Consider the following 15,479-nt stretch of genomic DNA (forward strand, 5'->3'; position numbering starts at 1 on the left):
CACGCACATATCCGGGAGCGACCCGCATCCATGGCGTACACAGACTCGCCCTCAATAGACTCGGACGAGGGCGGAGTCCGCCCCCGAGGGAGGCCATCGATGCGACCGCGCTGGGCATATGCACTGGTGGCCGCGCTTGCCGCGGTCTTCCTGGTCGCAGGACCGGCCGCTGCGACACCGCCGGTGCAACTCGGCGCGTCGTACGTGAGCGACGAGGCGGGCGTCCTCGGCGACGCGGAGCGCGCTCAGGTCGAAGACCGCCTCGAGCGGCTCGCCGAGACAGACAACCTGAACCTGTGGGTCGTCTACGTCGATCGCTTCAGCAGCCCGTCGGACGCGAAGGACTGGGCGACCCAGACCGCCGAGCAGGGCGGCCTGGGCCCCAATCAGTACCTGCTGGCCATCGCCGTCGACGCGCGTCAGTACTGGATCTCCAGCGATACCTCTGGCCCGCTCAGTGAGAACCAGATCACCGCCGTCGATCAGGACTGGGTGTATCCGGCTCTCCGCGAGGGCGACTGGGCGGGTGCCGCGATCGCCGCCGCCGACGGGATGTCCGCCGCCCGTAGCGGCGCAGACGGCGGTGCGGACTCCGGCGGTGGCGGTGGCGCGCCCGGCGTGGGCTCCTCCGGTTCCGGCTCCGGCGGCGCGGTGGGCATCGTCATCATCGTCGTGTCCGTTCTGGCGCTGGCGGCCGTCGCCGCGTACTTCGTCATCCGCGCGGCTCGGCGGCGCGCGGCATCCCGCCCCGCGGAGAGCACAGAGGATCTCGGCAAGCGCGCGGCTGCGGCCCTCGTCGCCGCCGACGACGCCCTGCGCGAGGCGGAGCAGGAGCACGGCTTCGCCGCCGCGCAGTTCGGCGAGGAGGCGACGAGAGGTCTGCGTGAGGCGCTGACGACGGCGCGTGCGGAGCTGGATCAGGCCTTCACGCTGCGCCAGCAGCTGGACGATGAGATCCCCGACACCGATGAGCAGGCGCGCGCCTGGCACGAGCAGACGCTGCAGCTCGCTTCCGCCGCCGCTGCGCGGGTGCAGGCACAGCTGGACGCCTTCGCCGACCTCCGGCGGATCGAGCAGGACCTGCCCGCCACACAGGAACGACTCCGCTCGTCACGGGCCGAGGCGGCCGCCGCCCAACAGAGCGCCCAGGAGCGCTTCACCCAGTTGGCCGCCCTGTACCCTGCCGCCGCGCTGAGCACGATCGTCGACAACGCCGCGCAGGCCACCGACCGGCTCGCTCTCGCCGATGCCCAGCTCGCCGCGGCCGACGCCGCGGCCGACGCCGGCGACACGGGCAAAGCCGCCGTCGCGCTGCACACCGCCGAGCAGGCCCTGGCACAGGCACGCCAGCTTGCCGATGCGGTGGGCGCGCACGGCGATCGCCTCGCCGCCGCCAAGGCGGAGATCCCCGCGCTACGTGCCGAACTCGTGCGAGACATCGCCGCGGCTGAGCAGCTGCCGGACCCCGACGGCCGGCTCTCCGCCGCATCCGCGGCCGCCCGCGCGCAACTGGACGCGGCAGACGAGGACCCGGCGGCGGCCCTCTCGGCACTGCAGCGGGTCGACGACGAACTCGACGCGCTGCTGAGCTCGGCTCGCGACGCGGCCGCACGCGCCGAGCACGCGCGGCAGGTTCTGCCGCCCACGCTCGCACACGCGCAGGCCCAGATCGGAGCCGCGGAGGACTTCATCTCCTCTCGGCGCGGGGCGGTGGGAGCTACTGCCCGCACCCGCTTGGCAGACGCCCGCGCATCGTTCGGCCTGGCCCAGCAGCAGGCCCAGGCAGCCCCCGAGCAGGCACTGGATGCGGCCTCACGCGCCGCACGTCTCGCGGCCGACGCGATCTCCGCCGCGCAATCGGACGTCTCGGGCTTCTCCGGTGGAGCCGGCGGCGGGGGCGATCTCGGCGCAATGCTCGGCGGTATCCTCATCGGCTCCGCGCTCGGCGGCGGTCGCCGGCGCAGCGGCGGCTTCGGCGGCGGCGGCTTCGGCGGCGGCGGCTTCGGCGGCGGCGGCTTCGGCTGTGGCGGCTTCCGGGGCGGCAGCGGCGGTGGCTTCGGCGGCGGGGGCTCCCGCGGCGGCAGCGGCGGCAGATTCTGACGGACTTCACGAACCACGACGAAAGGAAACACGATGGCAAAGCAGTCCATCTTCGGACGCATCTCCACCCTCGTCCGGGCGAACATCAACGCGATGATCGACCAGGCCGAGGACCCGCAGAAGATGCTCGACCAGCTCGTCCGCGACTACACGAACAACATCGCCGACGCGGAAGCGGCGATCGCCGAGACGATCGGCAACCTGCGCCTCCTCGAGCGCGACCACCAGGAGGACGTCCAGGCGGCCGCCGAGTGGGGCAGCAAGGCACTCGCCGCCAGCCGCCGCGCCGACGAGATGCGCCGCGCCGGCAACACGACCGACGCCGACAAGTTCGACAACCTCGCCAAGATCGCCCTACAGCGCCAGATCTCCGAGGAGAACGAGGCGAAGGCGTCCGCTCCGCAGATCGCGGCGCAGACCGAGGTCGTCGACAAGCTCAAAGACGGCCTCAACGGGATGAAGCAGAAGCTCGAGCAGCTTCGCTCCAAGCGCAGCGAGCTCCTCGCCCGCGCAAAGGTCGCCGAGGCGCAGAACAAGGTGCACGACGCCATCAAGAGCGTCAACGTGCTCGACCCCACGAGCGAACTGGGCCGCTTCGAGGACAAGATCCGTCGCCAGGAGGCGCTGGCCGCCGGCAAGGCGGAGCTCGCCGCATCCAGCCTCGATGCGCAGTTCGAGAGCCTCGAGGACGTCGGGGAGCTGACCGAGGTCGAGGCGCGCCTGGCCGCGCTGAAGGCGGGCGGGTCCACGCAGGGTGCCCTCGGCGCCGGCGCCGCGGGCGACGAGCTCGGCCAGCAGCAGCAGCTGCCGCAGCAGCACCAGCAGTGAGACGACGGAGGGGCCGCGTTCGACGCGGCCCCTCCCCCATCCGGGAGTCGAGATGACACGGTTCCTCATCACGCCCGTGTGGCAGGGCTCGCCCTCCGCGCGCGCGATGCAGCTCGTGGACGGCGCGGAGGCCATCGCGGGCGACCTGCCGCGCGCGGCGTGCACGAGCGTGGCGGTTCCGCTCGGAGCGGGCGAAGCCCTCGACACCGGCGTGCACCGCTACAGTTCACTGCGCCAGGTGCAGCACGACCTGCGTGAGGCTCTCGCCGCATCCGACGAGCGACCGCTCACCGTCGGCGGCGACTGCACCGTCGGCGTCGCCGCTGTGGAGCGTTCAGCACGGGCCGGACGCATCGCGGTCGTCTGGGTCGACGCGCATCCGGATCTTCACACGCCGGAATCCTCCCCCTCGCACGCGTTCGGCGGGATGGCGCTGCGCGCCGTTCTCGGCGACGGTGCTCCCGATCTCGCCCTGCCAGCCGGCACCGTCGCCCCGGCCGACGTCGTGCTGGTCGCCGCGCGTGCCATCGACGAAGCCGAACAGGAGTACATCGATGCGCACGACGTCACCGTGATCGGTGCGGCGGCACTCTCGGATCCCGGTCTGCTCGCGCAGACGGTTCAGGGGCTCGGCGTCGACGCGGTCCACGTCCACATCGATGTCGACGCACTCGATCCCGCCGAGATGCCGGGCGTGAAGGACTCCGAGCCGTTCGGCGCCTCGCTGGCCGAGCTGGTCACGGCTCTGAAGGCACTGCGGGAGGCGGTGCCGCTGGCCGGCTCCTCGCTCGCGGGGTTCGCTCCCGCATCCCCCGCCGCTGCGAGCGATGACATGGGCACTCTCCTGCGACTGGTCGGAGCCCTCGCGTGAGTCCTGCGAGACCGCCCGCCGGCTGGCAGAAGCGCGCGGACCGCGCCGTGGCGCGATCACGTGCCGTGGAACGCTGGATCCCTTCCTTCCTGGTCGACTCGCCGATCAGCGCGCTGGGCTACGCCTACGGATGCACGGTCGGCTGGATCTGGGGAACACTCCTCAGCCGCGGGCGCATCGAGCGGCGCGGGCGTCTCTACGTGTTCCGCGGGATGCCGTCGTGGGCGTTCCCGCGTGGCGGGGTGTGCGTGGGCCACTGCTTCCTCACCGGCGACGGCCGCATCGACGACCGGCTGCTCGCGCACGAGTCCGTGCACGAGCGCCAGTGGCGCCGGTTCGGGATGCTGATGCCGATCCTCTACAGCCTCGCCGGGCGCGATCCGCTGCAGAACCGCTTCGAGATCGAGGCCGGCCTCGCCGACGGCAACTACATCCCCCGCTGACTCACGCTTCGACTCGCTCCGCTCGCTCAACGACCGGAAGCCGTCACCCGTTTCGACCGCTCGCTCAGCGACCAGGGGCGTCGGGCGCTCAGGCGGTCGCGAGCCCGAAGCGCGCGGGCGTGTGGAGGCGGGCCGCATCGATGCCACGGCGCTCGACCAGGTGGTCGAAGATGTCGGCGGTGCCGAGATAGCCCCCGAGCAGGGTGACCGACGTATCGCATCCGCCGTCGTCGCACAGCATCTCGTCGGCCCAGGCCACGACCGCCCGACTGAGCGCCTCGCCGGGCGCGCACGAGCGTCCGGTTCCGGGCGCCCCGGAGCGGCTGTCGCGGGTCAACCACGTGATCGTCATGCGGGCCGGGACACGGATCTCGGCGATGTGGGCCGCATCGGGGACCTCGACGAACACCCGACCGGTCGAACACATCGGCAGCGTGGCGAGCAGCATCTCCAGGTCGTCGAGCGACGACTCGTCGGCGGTCACCAGGTGCTGCGCGCGGGCGTGCTTGGACGCACGGCACGCATTCGCGTTGTGGACGTCGTTCTCGGGCATGATGAGGTGAGTATACGCCGACCAAGGAAGGTATGCCTCACCTTGCCAGGTTCGCTACGCGATGAGGATACGGCGCAGCTCGACCAGCTCGGCGTCGCCGACCCCTGCGGCGGAGAGGTAGTCGCCGACCGACCCGTACTGTGCACGCAGTCGGCCGAGCAAAGCCCGCATGACCGGCGCAGGTGACGCCGTGGCGAGTTCCACGGCGTGGCGGGCCTCCGGGTGGGCCGCGCGGAGCCACGCCACCACCTGACGGTTCCTCTCGGCGGGCAAGGATGCGGCGGTGCGGGCGTAATCGGCGACCACGGCGTCCTCGTCGACACCCGCCGCCGCGAGGATCAGCGCGATCGAGACGCCGGTGCGGTCTTTGCCCACCGTGCAGTGCACGAGGACCGGTTGCTCCTCCACCACCGCTCGAGCGACGGCGGCGAGCGCCGGCGCGGCGTCGTCGACGAGCCGGTCGTACATCTCGGAGAGGCTCACGTCCTCGGCGAAGAAGGACGCGACGGATCCGAGGAACAGCGGCACGCGCACGGTCGCCGGTGCATCCGGCCCGAGGAAGCTGGGATCGGTGCGCACCTCGTCGTCGTCGCGGAGATCCACGATGCGCCGCAGGCCGAGCTCGGCGATGCGGCGGCGGGTGCTCTCGTCCAGGCGGGCGAGGTTGCCCGAGCGGAACAGCACGCCGCTGCGGGTCACCCGCTCGCCGGCGGGCAGCCCGCCGATGTCGCGGAAGTTCACGGCTCCGGCGACGAGACCGCCGGGCTCGCTCACGGTGTCGGCGCGGTGCGCGGCGGCACCGGGTACCGCCCGGCGATAGCCACACGGTTGAACGCGTTGATCGAGATCACGATCCAGCTCACCGCGACGTATTCGGCCTCGGAGAGGACGGAGCCGACCCGGTCGTAGACCTCGTCGGAGACGCCCTCCTCGTGGATGAAGGTGAGCGACTCGGTGAGCTCCAGCGCCGCACGCTCGCGCTCCGTGAAGACGCCCGACTCGCGCCACGTCGGCAACTGGGCGACCGTGTCGACGTCGAGCCCCGCCTTCATCCCGCGGTCGAGGTGCACACGCACGCAGTAGGCGCAGCCGTTGAGCTGCGACGCGTGCAGCTGCACGAGCTCCTTCAGCCGCGGCTCGACGCCGGCATCCGCGGCGAGAGATCCCACCTGCTTGGCCATCGCATCGATCGCCTGATAGACCTCCGGTGCCGCCTTCGACAGGTGCACACGCCGCTCCTCACCCATGCGGCCCACCCTACCCACGCTCGGGACGGCGCGGGGCGGTTGCGCAATGAGACGCGTCGGAGACCAGGAGCCGCTCTCCCGCCGTAGCATTCGGGGGTGACCGACGACGCTTTCGACGAGTTCTCCTTCCTGCCCGCCCAGGCCGAGAGCCTCGGACTCACGACCCCGTTGCCCCCGACCGAGCGGCACAGCCTGACCCTCGCGGACGGCAGGACCCTCTCCGCCCTCCGCTACGGCGACGAGCCCCCGGTCGTGACGTTCCTCCACGGCGCGGGGCTCAACGCACACACCTGGGACACGACGATCCTCGCCCTCGGACGGCCCGCGCTGGCGATAGACCTCGCCGGGCACGGCGACTCCTCCTGGCGCGATGACGCGCGCTACGTCGCACGCACGCTCGCCGAGGATGTGGGGCCCGCCCTCGAGGCGTGGACCGAGGCCCCTCAGGTGCTCGTCGGGCATTCCCTCGGGGCGCTCACCGCGACCGCCGTGGCAGCGGCACGCGGCGACCTCGTACGAAGCCTCGTGCTCATCGACCTCACTCCCGGAGTGGATCCCACCGCGGGCCCGGCGCAGATGCGCGCGTTCTTCGCCGGCCCCACCGACTGGGCCGACCGGGAGGAACTCGTGGAACGGGCGCTGTCGTTCGGGTTGGGCGGTTCGCGCCAGGCAGCCACCCGGGGCGTGTACCTGAACTCGCGGGTGCGTCCCGACGGGCGCGTGGAGTGGAAGCACCATTTCGCCCATCTCGCCGCGGCGGCCGCCGCATCCGACGCCGGAGCCTCGGCGCCCGACGCCATGCGAGAGCTCCTCGCCGCGAGCGGCTGGGACGACCTCGCCGCCGTGCACACGCCGGTCACGCTCGTGCGCGGCGACGCGGGGTACGTGACCGAAGCGGATGCGGACGAGTTCCGCCGGCGCCGGCCCGATGCCGACGTGGTCGTCGTGCCGGCCCACCACAATGTGCACGAGCAGATCCCGGATCGTCTCGCGGCCCTGCTGGGTCGGATCGTCGAAGCCGCATGACGCAGTCGAATTGTGACGTGACGCGGACTCCCGCAGCCGCGACGGCGATCTAGGCTGGTACACCGCACCGACCCCTGTCCTCCCTCCATGCCCCGCGTCCGCGGAAAGGACTCCCCATGCACCGCCGAACGCCCCTCGCCCTCGCAGCGCTCGTGGCCGCCGCCGTTCTCTCCCTCTCTGCCTGCGCGCCCTCGACGTCGCCGACGCCGTCGGGCTCCCCGGATGCGGACTCCTCCGTCGTCGTCCGGCTCGCACTCGAGCCCACGAACCTCGACATCCGTCAGACCTCGGGCTCCGCACTGGATCAGATCCTCATCGATAACGTGTACCAGGGCCTCGTCGCCCGCACGCCGGAGCAGGAGATCGTGCCGGCGCTGGCGAGCGACTGGACCGTCTCCGACGATCGGCTGACCTACACCTTCACGTTGCGAGAGGGCGTCACCTTCCACGACGGTCAGCCGCTGACCCCCGAGGACGTCGTCTTCTCGCTCACGCAGCACCGCGACAACGCCGGATGGGTCGACGCCGGAACCCTCGCGAACGTCACAGGAGTGACGGCCGACGGCCAGACGATCACCCTCACCCTCTCCGAGCCCGACTCGCAGCTGCTGTGGAACCTCAGCGGACGGGCGGGCATCATCCTGAAGGAGGGCGACGGCGTCGACTACCAGACGGCAGCCAACGGCACCGGCCCCTTCACGCTCGAACGCTGGACACGCGGCGACAACATCACGTTCGCCCGCAACCCCGCTTACTGGGGCACGCCCGCGAAGGCGGCGGAGGTCGTCTTCGACTACATCCCCGACAACCAGGCCGCGCTCAACGCCGCTCTGGCGGGCGAGGTCGACGTGGTGACGGGCTTCGACGCGAACCTGAAGACGCAGATCGAGGCGAACGGCGACTTCTCGCTCGTCGTCGGCGACTCCACCGACAAGGGCACCCTCGCCTTCAACCAGACCTCGGGACCGCTCGCGGACAAGCGCGTGCGTCAGGCCATCCGCCAGGCGATCGATCACGACGCCTTCGTGGAGGCGCTGGGTGCGGGCAAGACCATGTACGGCCCGATCCCGTCCCTCGACCCGGGCTACGAGGACCTCTCGGAAGTCGCCCCGTACGATCCCGACGCCGCCAAGAAGCTCCTCGCGGATGCCGGGGCCGCGGACACCACGCTGACGCTGACCATTCCCTCCTTCTACCCGCCGACGATCTCGCAGCTGCTCGTCTCGGACCTGAACGACGTCGGGATCACCCTCCAGGTCGACTCAGTGGACTTCCCGACCTGGCTCACGAACGTCTACACGAACCACGACTATGAGCTGAGCTTCGTGTTGCACACCGAGGCGCGCGACTTCATCAACTGGGCGAACCCGGAGTACTACTTCACCTACGACAACCCGCAGGTGACCCAGCTGTACACGCAGGCGCGCGCGGCCACCTCCGACGAGGAGGCCGCGAAGCTCCTCGCCCAGGCCGCCCGTATCGTCTCGGACGACGCGGCCGCGGACTGGCTGTACAACGGAGCCAGCGTCGTCGCGGTCGGCACGAACGTGTCCGGATTCCCCTCGGTGAACGTCAACGAGCGGCTCAACGTGACCGAGCTCGGCAAGAGCGACGGGTGATCCGATACACGCTGATGCGACTGGCCCTGCTGGCCGCGGGGCTGGTCGTCGCCAGCGTGATCATCTTCTTCACCCTCCGCATCCTTCCGGGCGACGTGGCGCAGCTGATCGGCGGCACGAATTCCACCCCCGAGCAGATCGCCGCGATCCGTGACCGGTTGCATCTGGATGCTCCCCTCGCGGCTCAGTACCTCGAATGGGTCGGCGGGGTGCTTCGCGGCGATCTCGGCGCGTCGCTGCTGACCGGGACCCCGGTCGCCGCAGAGCTCGCGCAGAAGGCGCAGATCACCCTTCCGCTCGGCGCGCTCTCGCTCACCATCGCTCTGCTGTTCGCCGGCCCCCTCGGCGTGGTCTCCGCGCTCCGCCGTTCCCGGCTGGGGGGCACCGTCATCGGTGTGGGCGCGCAGACGCTCGCGGCGGTTCCCGTCGTCTGGGCCGGCATGATGCTCGTGGTCGTGTTCGCCGTCTGGTGGGGCGTGCTTCCGGCGCAGGGCTTTCCCCGTGACGGTTGGAGCGATCCGGGGGCGGCGCTTCGTTCGCTCGTGCTGCCGGCGTTGACGATCGGCGTCGTGGAGGGCGCGATGCTGTTGAGGTTCGTGCGCAGCGCCACGCTGCAGGCCATGGGACAGGATTACGTGCGCACCGCCGCCTCGCAGGGGCTCACCCGCACCCGGGCGCTCATCCGGCACGGGCTGCCCAACGTGGGCCTGTCGGTGGTGACGGTGCTGGGGCTGCAGGTGGCCGGCATCATCGTGGGCGCCGTGGTGATCGAACAGCTGTTCTCGCTGCCCGGGATCGGACGGATGCTGGTGCGCGACGTGTCGGCGCGCGACCTGCCCATGGTGCAGGGCGAACTTCTCGCTCTCACCGCCTTCGTCCTGCTGGTCGGCTTCGTCGTCGATCTGGTGCACCGCCTGATCGATCCGCGCCAGAGGGAGTCGGCGGCATGAGCGGGGCGCGCGTCCCGTGGTGGCGCCGACTGCTGTCGGACCCCGCCGGTCTCACCGGCGTGGTCATCGTGCTCGCGCTGCTGACGGTCGCCGCGCTCGCGACGTTCTGGACTCCCTACGATCCCCAGACCGCGGATGTGGCGGGCCGCTGGGCCGGGCCCGGCCCCGCGCATCTGCTGGGAACGGACGCCACCGGCCGCGACATCCTGAGCATCCTCATGGCGGGCGCGCGCACGACGGTCGCGGTGGCCGCCGGCGCGGGTGTCATCGCGACCACCGTGGGCCTCTCCCTGGCCGCTCTGGGCGCTCTCACCCACCGCTGGGTGCGGGAGTCCGTCGCGGTCCTGATCGACATGCTCGTCGCCTTCCCCGTGCTGCTGATCGCCATGATGATCTCGGCGGTGTGGGGCGGATCGCTCGCGGTCGTCGTGTGGTCGGTGGGCATCGGCTTCGGCGTCAACATCGCCAGGGTGAGCCGGCCGGAGCTGCGTCGGGTGCTGCACAGCGACTTCGTCGTGGCGGCGCGCGCCTCCGGGCTCTCCGGATGGCAGAACCTCACGCGGCACCTGCTGCCCAACGTGGCTCCCGTGTTCATCGTGCAGCTGTCCTGGTCGATGGCCGTCGCGGTGCTCGCCGAGGCGGGGCTCAGCTACCTGGGCTTCGGGGCCCCCGTGACGGATCCGTCCTGGGGGGTGCTGCTGTCCCAGCTCCAGCAATACCTCACCGTCTACCCGCTGTCGGTGCTGTGGCCCGGTCTCGCCATCACGGCAACCGTGCTCGGGTTCAACCTGCTGGGCGATGGGCTCCGCGATGCCACGGACCCGACGCTGCGCACGCGGGGCGGTTCGGCCCGCCGGGCCCGCACCCACCTGCCGGAGGTCGTCGCATGAGCCTCGAGGTAACCGACCTCGTCATCGAGATCGACGGGGTGCGCGTCGTCGACGGGCTCAGCTTCCGGGTGGCCGACGGCGAGCGGCTCGGGATCATCGGCGAGTCCGGGTCGGGAAAATCGCTCACGGCGCTCGCCATCCTGGGCCTGCTCCCCGAAGGCGCGGCGGCGAGCGGCAGCATCCGGCTGAACGACCGCGAAGTGATCGGCGCCACGGAGCGCGAGCTCGCCCGCATCCGCGGCGACGAGGTGGGCATCGTGTTCCAGGAGCCGCAGACGGCCCTGAACCCGATCCGCACGGTCGGCCGCCAGATCGCGGAGTCGCCGCGCATCCACCGAGGCTTGGGCCGAGCCGCGCGGCGCGAGGTCGCCGTCGCCGGCGCCCGGCGTGTGGGGCTTCCCGAGCCGGAGCGCATCATCGACCGTTATCCGCATCAGCTGTCGGGCGGCCAGCGTCAGCGCGTCGCGATCGCGATGGCCCTCGCCCTGGATCCGGGGTTGCTCATCGCCGACGAGCCGACGACCGCGCTCGATGTGACGATCCAGGCGGAGATCCTCGACCTGCTGCGCGCACTCGTCACGGATGCGGGGATGTCGCTCGTGTTCATCACGCACGACTTGGCGGTGCTCGCGCAGATCGCGACGCACGCCGTCGTGATGGAGAGCGGCCGCATCGTCGAGCAGGGCCCGGTGGCGACGCTGCTCACCGCTCCGCGTTCGCCGGCGACTCAGGGGCTCCTCCGGGACGCACGCGCGACGCTGTGGCGTCCCGATGAGAAGGAGGAGCGATGACGGCGTTGCTCTCCGGCCGCGGTCTCTCGCGCACGTACCGAGCACCGCGCACCGCCCATCTCGCGCCGCGGGCGCTGACGCACGCGCTCGACGGGGTCGACATCGATGTGCACGAGGGCGAGTCGCTGGGCATCATCGGCGAGTCGGGTTCGGGCAAGTCGACGCTCATCCGCCTCCTTCTCGCACTCGACGTCCCCACCGCCGGCACCGTCAGCTTCGAGGGTCGTCAGGTCGATCCGGCCGCTTCCGCGCGTCGGCTGCACTGGCTCAGGCGTCAGACCGGCATCGTCTTCCAGGACCCGTACGCGTCGCTCGATCCGCGGATGCGGGTCGGCCGTATCGTCGCCGAGCCGCTGTGGGCGCTCGGCATCCCCGGCGACCGCGAGGCGCGCGTCGCCGAGGTGCTCGCCGACGTGGACCTTCCCGCCGACGCCGCCGGACGCTATCCGCACGAGTTCTCGGGCGGACAGCGCCAACGGATCGCTCTCGCCCGTGCCCTCGTGCACCGCCCGCGCCTGCTGGTCGGCGACGAACCGCTGTCGGCGCTCGATGTGACGGTGCGCGCTCAGATCATCGGTCTGATCGACCGGCTGCGCAGCCGCGACGGACTCAGCCTCCTGATGGTCTCGCACGATATCGGCGTCGTACAGGCGCTCTGCGACCGCGTGATCGTCCTGAAGGACGGCCGCACGGTCGAGGAGGGACCGACCTCGCGTGTGCTGCGCCACCCGAGTGCCGCGTACACGCAGCGGCTGCTCGCCGCCGTCCCCACGCTCCCCGGGGCCTGAGGGGGCTTCAGCGCGAGAACAGACCGCGCTTCTTCTTGGGCTTGAGCGACTTCTGCAGGTACACCGTGCCGAGCCAACGCCCGAACTTGAAACCGACGCGACCCATGCGCCCGACCTCGGTGAAGCCGAGCTTCTCGTGGAGACGGATCGAGCCCTCGGCGCCCTTGTCACTGATGACCGCGACGAGCTCCCGGATGCCCTTGTCCTCGCAGGCCTCGATCAGCGCCGCCAGCAGAGCCGTTCCCAGGCCCTTGCCCGAGGCCGCCTGTCCGAGGTAGATCGAGTCCTCGACCGTGTAGCGGTAGGCGGACTTGCCCGCCCAGGGCTGCACGAGCGCGTATCCGAGGATCTGCCCCGACGGACTCTCCGCCACCAGGAACGGCAGCTCGAGCTTGCGCAGGTGATCGAACTTCTCCCGCCACTTCGTCAGCGACCACTTCTTCTCGTCGAAGGTCACGACGGAGTTGGTCACGTAGTAGTTGTAGATCTCGCGGATGTCGGGGATGTCCGCCGTCGTCGCCTCGCGGATGTGGAACTCGAAGCCGCGCTCGGGCGGGGCCTGGCGACGCAGGTGTCGCGGAAGCCGCCGACGGCGCTGGTATTCCTCTTCGAGCATGGCGCCCAGCCTACGCGGGAAGCCGCCAATCGATGCCCGTGCCGCCCTGCGCCGTCAACAGATCGTTGACGCGGGAGAACGGTCGGGAACCGAAGAATCCCCTGCTGGCCGACAGCGGCGACGGATGCGGCGACTGGATGCTCGGCACCTCGCCGAGAATCGGCGTGAGGCCTGCCGCATCCCGCCCCCACAGCACCGCGACGAGAGGGCCGCCACGCTCGGCGAGGACGCGGATCGCGTGCTCGGTGACCTTCTCCCATCCCCATCCGCGGTGGGATGCGGGGGACCCCGGCGCGACGGTCAGGACCCGGTTCAGTAGCATCACACCCTGCTCGCTCCACGCGGAGAGATCGCCGTGGACGGCCGGCGTGATGCCCAGGTCGTCTTTCAGCTCGCGATAGATGTTCGCGAGGCTGCGCGGGATCGGGCGCACGTGCGCGTCGACGGCGAACGAGAGACCGATGGGGTGGCCGGGCGTCGGATAGGGGTCCTGGCCCACGATGAGCACCTTGACGTCGGCGAGCGGCCGCTGGAAGGCGCGCAGGACCCGGTCGCCGGCGGGCAGGTAGGCACGCCCCGCGGCTGTCTCCCGGCGCAGGCGCTCCCCCAGCGCGGCGATGTCGTCGGCGACCGGGGCGAGAGCCTCGGCCCACCCCGCATCCATCAGGCCCGCGGCGGCGAGCTCGGGCAACGTCTTGGCCATACGTCAGGCGGAGCCGGGAAGACCCTGGTCCTCTTCGAGGACCGAGCCCTGCCATGACCAGGGGAAGTCGATCCACAGATCGGTGTTCTTCCAACTGAAGTCCGGCTGGATGATCGTCGTCGGCTTCGTGTAGATCACGGCCGAGCGCACGTCCGCCCCGCGCTCGATGAGCAGGCGCACGGCGAGATCGAGCGTGCGACCGCTGTCGGCGACGTCGTCGACGAGAAGCACGCGACGCCCGTTCAGGTACGTCATGTCGAGCTCGGGAGGAAGCAGCTCCGGAGCATCGAGCACCGTGCCGATGCCGGTATAGAACTCGACGTTGATCGCGCCGCAGTTCTTCACCCCGAGTCCGTACGCGATCGCTCCGGCGGGCAGCAGCCCGCCGCGGGCGATCGCGACGACCACCTCGGGCACGAAGTCGGCGGCGATCACGTCGCGGGCGATGTCACGGCTCGCTTGACCGAAGAGGTCCCAGGTCAGAGTTTCGCGTTCGGGCGCCACGGCGCTCTCCTCGTTCGTCACCGTCCCAGCCTAGGGCGCGGCGCGGTGTAGCGTTTCGCCATGACCGGCACCCGCGCGCCCGGTCGATCGGCGCTCGGCATCACGGCCGGCCTGATCGGCTGGTTCATCCTCGTCGAGATCGTCAGCGGCATCCTGCAGGGCTATTACGTGCCCCTGTTCAGCGACATCGTGGTGCACCTGGGCGTCCACGACGCGGACGTGAACTGGTTCGAGGCGGCGCAGCTGCTGCTGTCGGCCCTCGTCGTACCGGTGATGGCCAAGCTCGGCGACATGTACGGACACAAGCGCATCCTGCTGATCGCCACCATCCTCACGGCGGGAGCCACCTGGTGGATCGCGTTCGCGGGCTCGTTCTGGAGCTTCCTGATCGCGTGGGCGCTGCAGGGCTTCTACGTCGTGTGGCTGCCGCTCGAGATCGCGCTCATCTTCGAGCGCGGGCGCAGACAGGGCCGCGGGGTCTCCGCCACCCGCCGCGCGGCCGGTCTTCTCGTGGTCGGTCTCCAGGCGGGTGCCATCGTGGGTGCGCTGGCGGCCGGTCGGCTGTTCGCCGCGACCGCAGAGAACCTTCCGTTGACCCTCATGCTGCCGGCGGTCGCCGTGACCCTCATCGGCATCGTCATCTGGCTGGGCGTACCAGAGTCCGAGCCCGTTGCGGGACGACGACTGGATGCGGGCGGCTTCGTCATCCTCGCGGTCGCGCTCCTGCTCGTCACCGGCGCCCTCACCTTCCTCCGCATCAACGGACCCGGATTCGTGTGGACGTGGTTGCTGCTGGTGGCCGGTCTCGCCGCCTTCGTGTGGTTCGTGCGTTTCGAGCTCCGCCAGGAGGACCCCGCCGTCGACATCCGCGTCCTGCGAAGGCCCGAGATGTGGCCCGTGCAGGCCACGGCGGCCCTGGTGGGCATCAGCCTGCTCGGCGCGCAGGGCCCCCTGTCGACCTACGCCGGCACCGACTCCTCGCTCGGCTACGGACTGGGTCTGGACGCGACCGGCCGCTCCAACGTGATCGGCGTGTACCTCGTCTCCCTGATCGTCGGCGCGGTCATCTTCTCGATCACTTCGCGGCGGGCGAGCCCCCGCATCGTGCTCATCGGGGCGGCTCTGCTCGTGGGCGTCGGCTACCTGCTGTTCCTGCCGCTGCATCGCGAGCTGTGGCAGGTTCTCATGAACCTGTCGATCGCGGGTCTCGGGTCGGGCGCCCTCGTGGCCGCCTTGCCCGCAGCCGCCGCAGCCGCCGCCCCGCGCGGCCAGACCGGCATCGCCTCCGCGCTCACCAACACGACCAAGACGATCGGCGGCACCTTCGCCTCCGCCGTGTTCGGCGTCGTGCTCGCGGTCGGCGTGGGGGCGGTAGCGAGTTCGACGGCGGCGTCCCTCGGCGGCTACATCACGGTGTGGATCGTGTGCGCCGCAGGCGGGTTCGCGGCGGCGGCGGTGCTCGTCGTGGTGCCCAAGGTGGCGTTCGCCGACACCGACGCGGAGGCCACGGCGCACGCCGCTGCCTCCGGCGGCACGACCGCGCGCTGAGG

Annotated in this window: 17 protein-coding genes; 11 read left to right on the plus strand and 6 right to left on the minus strand. The window is 71.0% G+C overall.

Annotated elements, in window-relative coordinates; genetic code table 11:
* Window positions 1-99: 99 nt before the first annotated feature.
* From QE377_RS02625 to QE377_RS02640, 4 genes are read left to right on the plus strand one after another with little or no spacing between them, the layout of a single operon-like run.
* A complete protein-coding gene (locus tag QE377_RS02625; RefSeq protein ID WP_307319438.1) occupies window positions 100-2,100 on the plus strand; it encodes a TPM domain-containing protein in 2,001 nt (666 codons plus the stop codon).
* 33 nt (window positions 2,101-2,133) lie between these two features.
* The gene (locus tag QE377_RS02630; RefSeq protein WP_307319441.1) at window positions 2,134-2,928 is read left to right on the plus strand and encodes a PspA/IM30 family protein; all 795 of its coding nucleotides are present in this window, start codon (window positions 2,134-2,136) and stop codon (window positions 2,926-2,928) included.
* Window positions 2,929-2,980: 52 nt separating this feature from the next.
* Window positions 2,981-3,799, plus strand: a complete 819-nt coding sequence (locus QE377_RS02635) for an arginase family protein (protein WP_307319444.1) — start codon at window positions 2,981-2,983, stop codon at window positions 3,797-3,799.
* Window positions 3,796-4,242, plus strand: coding sequence for a Fe-S oxidoreductase (locus QE377_RS02640; RefSeq protein ID WP_307319447.1), 447 nt, complete (start codon window positions 3,796-3,798; stop codon window positions 4,240-4,242). The genes QE377_RS02635 and QE377_RS02640 overlap by 4 nt, the downstream gene beginning before the upstream one ends.
* Window positions 4,243-4,330: 88 nt before the next feature.
* Here QE377_RS02640 and QE377_RS02645 read toward each other — a convergent pair whose 3' ends face one another.
* The 3 genes from QE377_RS02645 to QE377_RS02655 are packed head-to-tail and all read right to left on the minus strand — an operon-like array spanning window position 4,331 to window position 6,042.
* Entirely contained in the window at window positions 4,331-4,795 is a 465-nt protein-coding gene (locus QE377_RS02645) for an SIP domain-containing protein (protein WP_307319449.1), read from the minus strand.
* A gap of 54 nt (window positions 4,796-4,849) precedes the next feature.
* Window positions 4,850-5,569, minus strand: a complete 720-nt coding sequence (locus QE377_RS02650; RefSeq protein ID WP_307319452.1) for a tyrosine-protein phosphatase — start codon at window positions 5,567-5,569, stop codon at window positions 4,850-4,852.
* Entirely contained in the window at window positions 5,566-6,042 is a 477-nt protein-coding gene (locus tag QE377_RS02655) for a carboxymuconolactone decarboxylase family protein (RefSeq protein ID WP_307319455.1), read from the minus strand. The genes QE377_RS02650 and QE377_RS02655 overlap by 4 nt, the downstream gene beginning before the upstream one ends.
* 96 nt (window positions 6,043-6,138) lie before the next feature.
* On the opposite strand from QE377_RS02655, the gene QE377_RS02660 reads away from it, so the two are divergent.
* From QE377_RS02660 to QE377_RS02685, 6 genes are all read left to right on the plus strand, one after another.
* The gene (locus QE377_RS02660) at window positions 6,139-7,068 is read left to right on the plus strand and encodes an alpha/beta fold hydrolase (RefSeq protein ID WP_307319458.1); all 930 of its coding nucleotides are present in this window, start codon (window positions 6,139-6,141) and stop codon (window positions 7,066-7,068) included.
* Between the two features lie 116 nt (window positions 7,069-7,184).
* Window positions 7,185-8,687 (plus strand): ABC transporter substrate-binding protein, encoded by a 1,503-nt coding sequence (locus QE377_RS02665; RefSeq protein ID WP_307319460.1) that lies wholly within the window; start codon window positions 7,185-7,187, stop codon window positions 8,685-8,687.
* Entirely contained in the window at window positions 8,684-9,637 is a 954-nt protein-coding gene (locus QE377_RS02670; protein ID WP_307319462.1) for an ABC transporter permease, read from the plus strand. Before QE377_RS02665 ends, QE377_RS02670 begins: the two co-directional genes overlap by 4 nt.
* Window positions 9,634-10,527, plus strand: a complete 894-nt coding sequence (locus QE377_RS02675) for an ABC transporter permease (protein ID WP_307319465.1) — start codon at window positions 9,634-9,636, stop codon at window positions 10,525-10,527. The genes QE377_RS02670 and QE377_RS02675 overlap by 4 nt, the downstream gene beginning before the upstream one ends.
* Window positions 10,524-11,318, plus strand: a complete 795-nt coding sequence (locus QE377_RS02680; RefSeq protein ID WP_307319467.1) for an ABC transporter ATP-binding protein — start codon at window positions 10,524-10,526, stop codon at window positions 11,316-11,318. Before QE377_RS02675 ends, QE377_RS02680 begins: the two co-directional genes overlap by 4 nt.
* Window positions 11,315-12,106 carry an ABC transporter ATP-binding protein gene (locus tag QE377_RS02685; protein ID WP_307319470.1) on the plus strand — a complete coding sequence of 264 codons (792 nt, stop codon included), beginning with the start codon at window positions 11,315-11,317 and terminating at the stop codon, window positions 12,104-12,106. Before QE377_RS02680 ends, QE377_RS02685 begins: the two co-directional genes overlap by 4 nt.
* Window positions 12,107-12,113: 7 nt before the next feature.
* Here the strand turns inward: QE377_RS02685 and QE377_RS02690 are convergent, their stop codons facing one another.
* Genes QE377_RS02690 through QE377_RS02700 form a run of 3 tightly spaced genes read right to left on the minus strand, consistent with a single transcriptional unit; the run spans window position 12,114 to window position 13,929 of the window.
* Window positions 12,114-12,722 (minus strand): GNAT family N-acetyltransferase, encoded by a 609-nt coding sequence (locus tag QE377_RS02690; RefSeq protein WP_307319473.1) that lies wholly within the window; start codon window positions 12,720-12,722, stop codon window positions 12,114-12,116.
* A 10-nt stretch (window positions 12,723-12,732) separates the two neighbouring features.
* Window positions 12,733-13,425 carry a uracil-DNA glycosylase gene (locus QE377_RS02695; RefSeq protein WP_307319475.1) on the minus strand — a complete coding sequence of 231 codons (693 nt, stop codon included), beginning with the start codon at window positions 13,423-13,425 and terminating at the stop codon, window positions 12,733-12,735.
* Window positions 13,426-13,428: 3 nt separating this feature from the next.
* Window positions 13,429-13,929, minus strand: a complete 501-nt coding sequence (locus QE377_RS02700; RefSeq protein WP_307325838.1) for a phosphoribosyltransferase — start codon at window positions 13,927-13,929, stop codon at window positions 13,429-13,431.
* A 60-nt stretch (window positions 13,930-13,989) separates the two neighbouring features.
* On the opposite strand from QE377_RS02700, the gene QE377_RS02705 reads away from it, so the two are divergent.
* A complete protein-coding gene (locus QE377_RS02705; protein ID WP_307319477.1) occupies window positions 13,990-15,477 on the plus strand; it encodes an MFS transporter in 1,488 nt (495 codons plus the stop codon).
* Window positions 15,478-15,479 lie beyond the last annotated feature (2 nt).

It is taken from the genome of Microbacterium sp. SORGH_AS_0862 (genome assembly GCF_030818795.1).
Classification (GTDB): domain Bacteria; phylum Actinomycetota; class Actinomycetes; order Actinomycetales; family Microbacteriaceae; genus Microbacterium.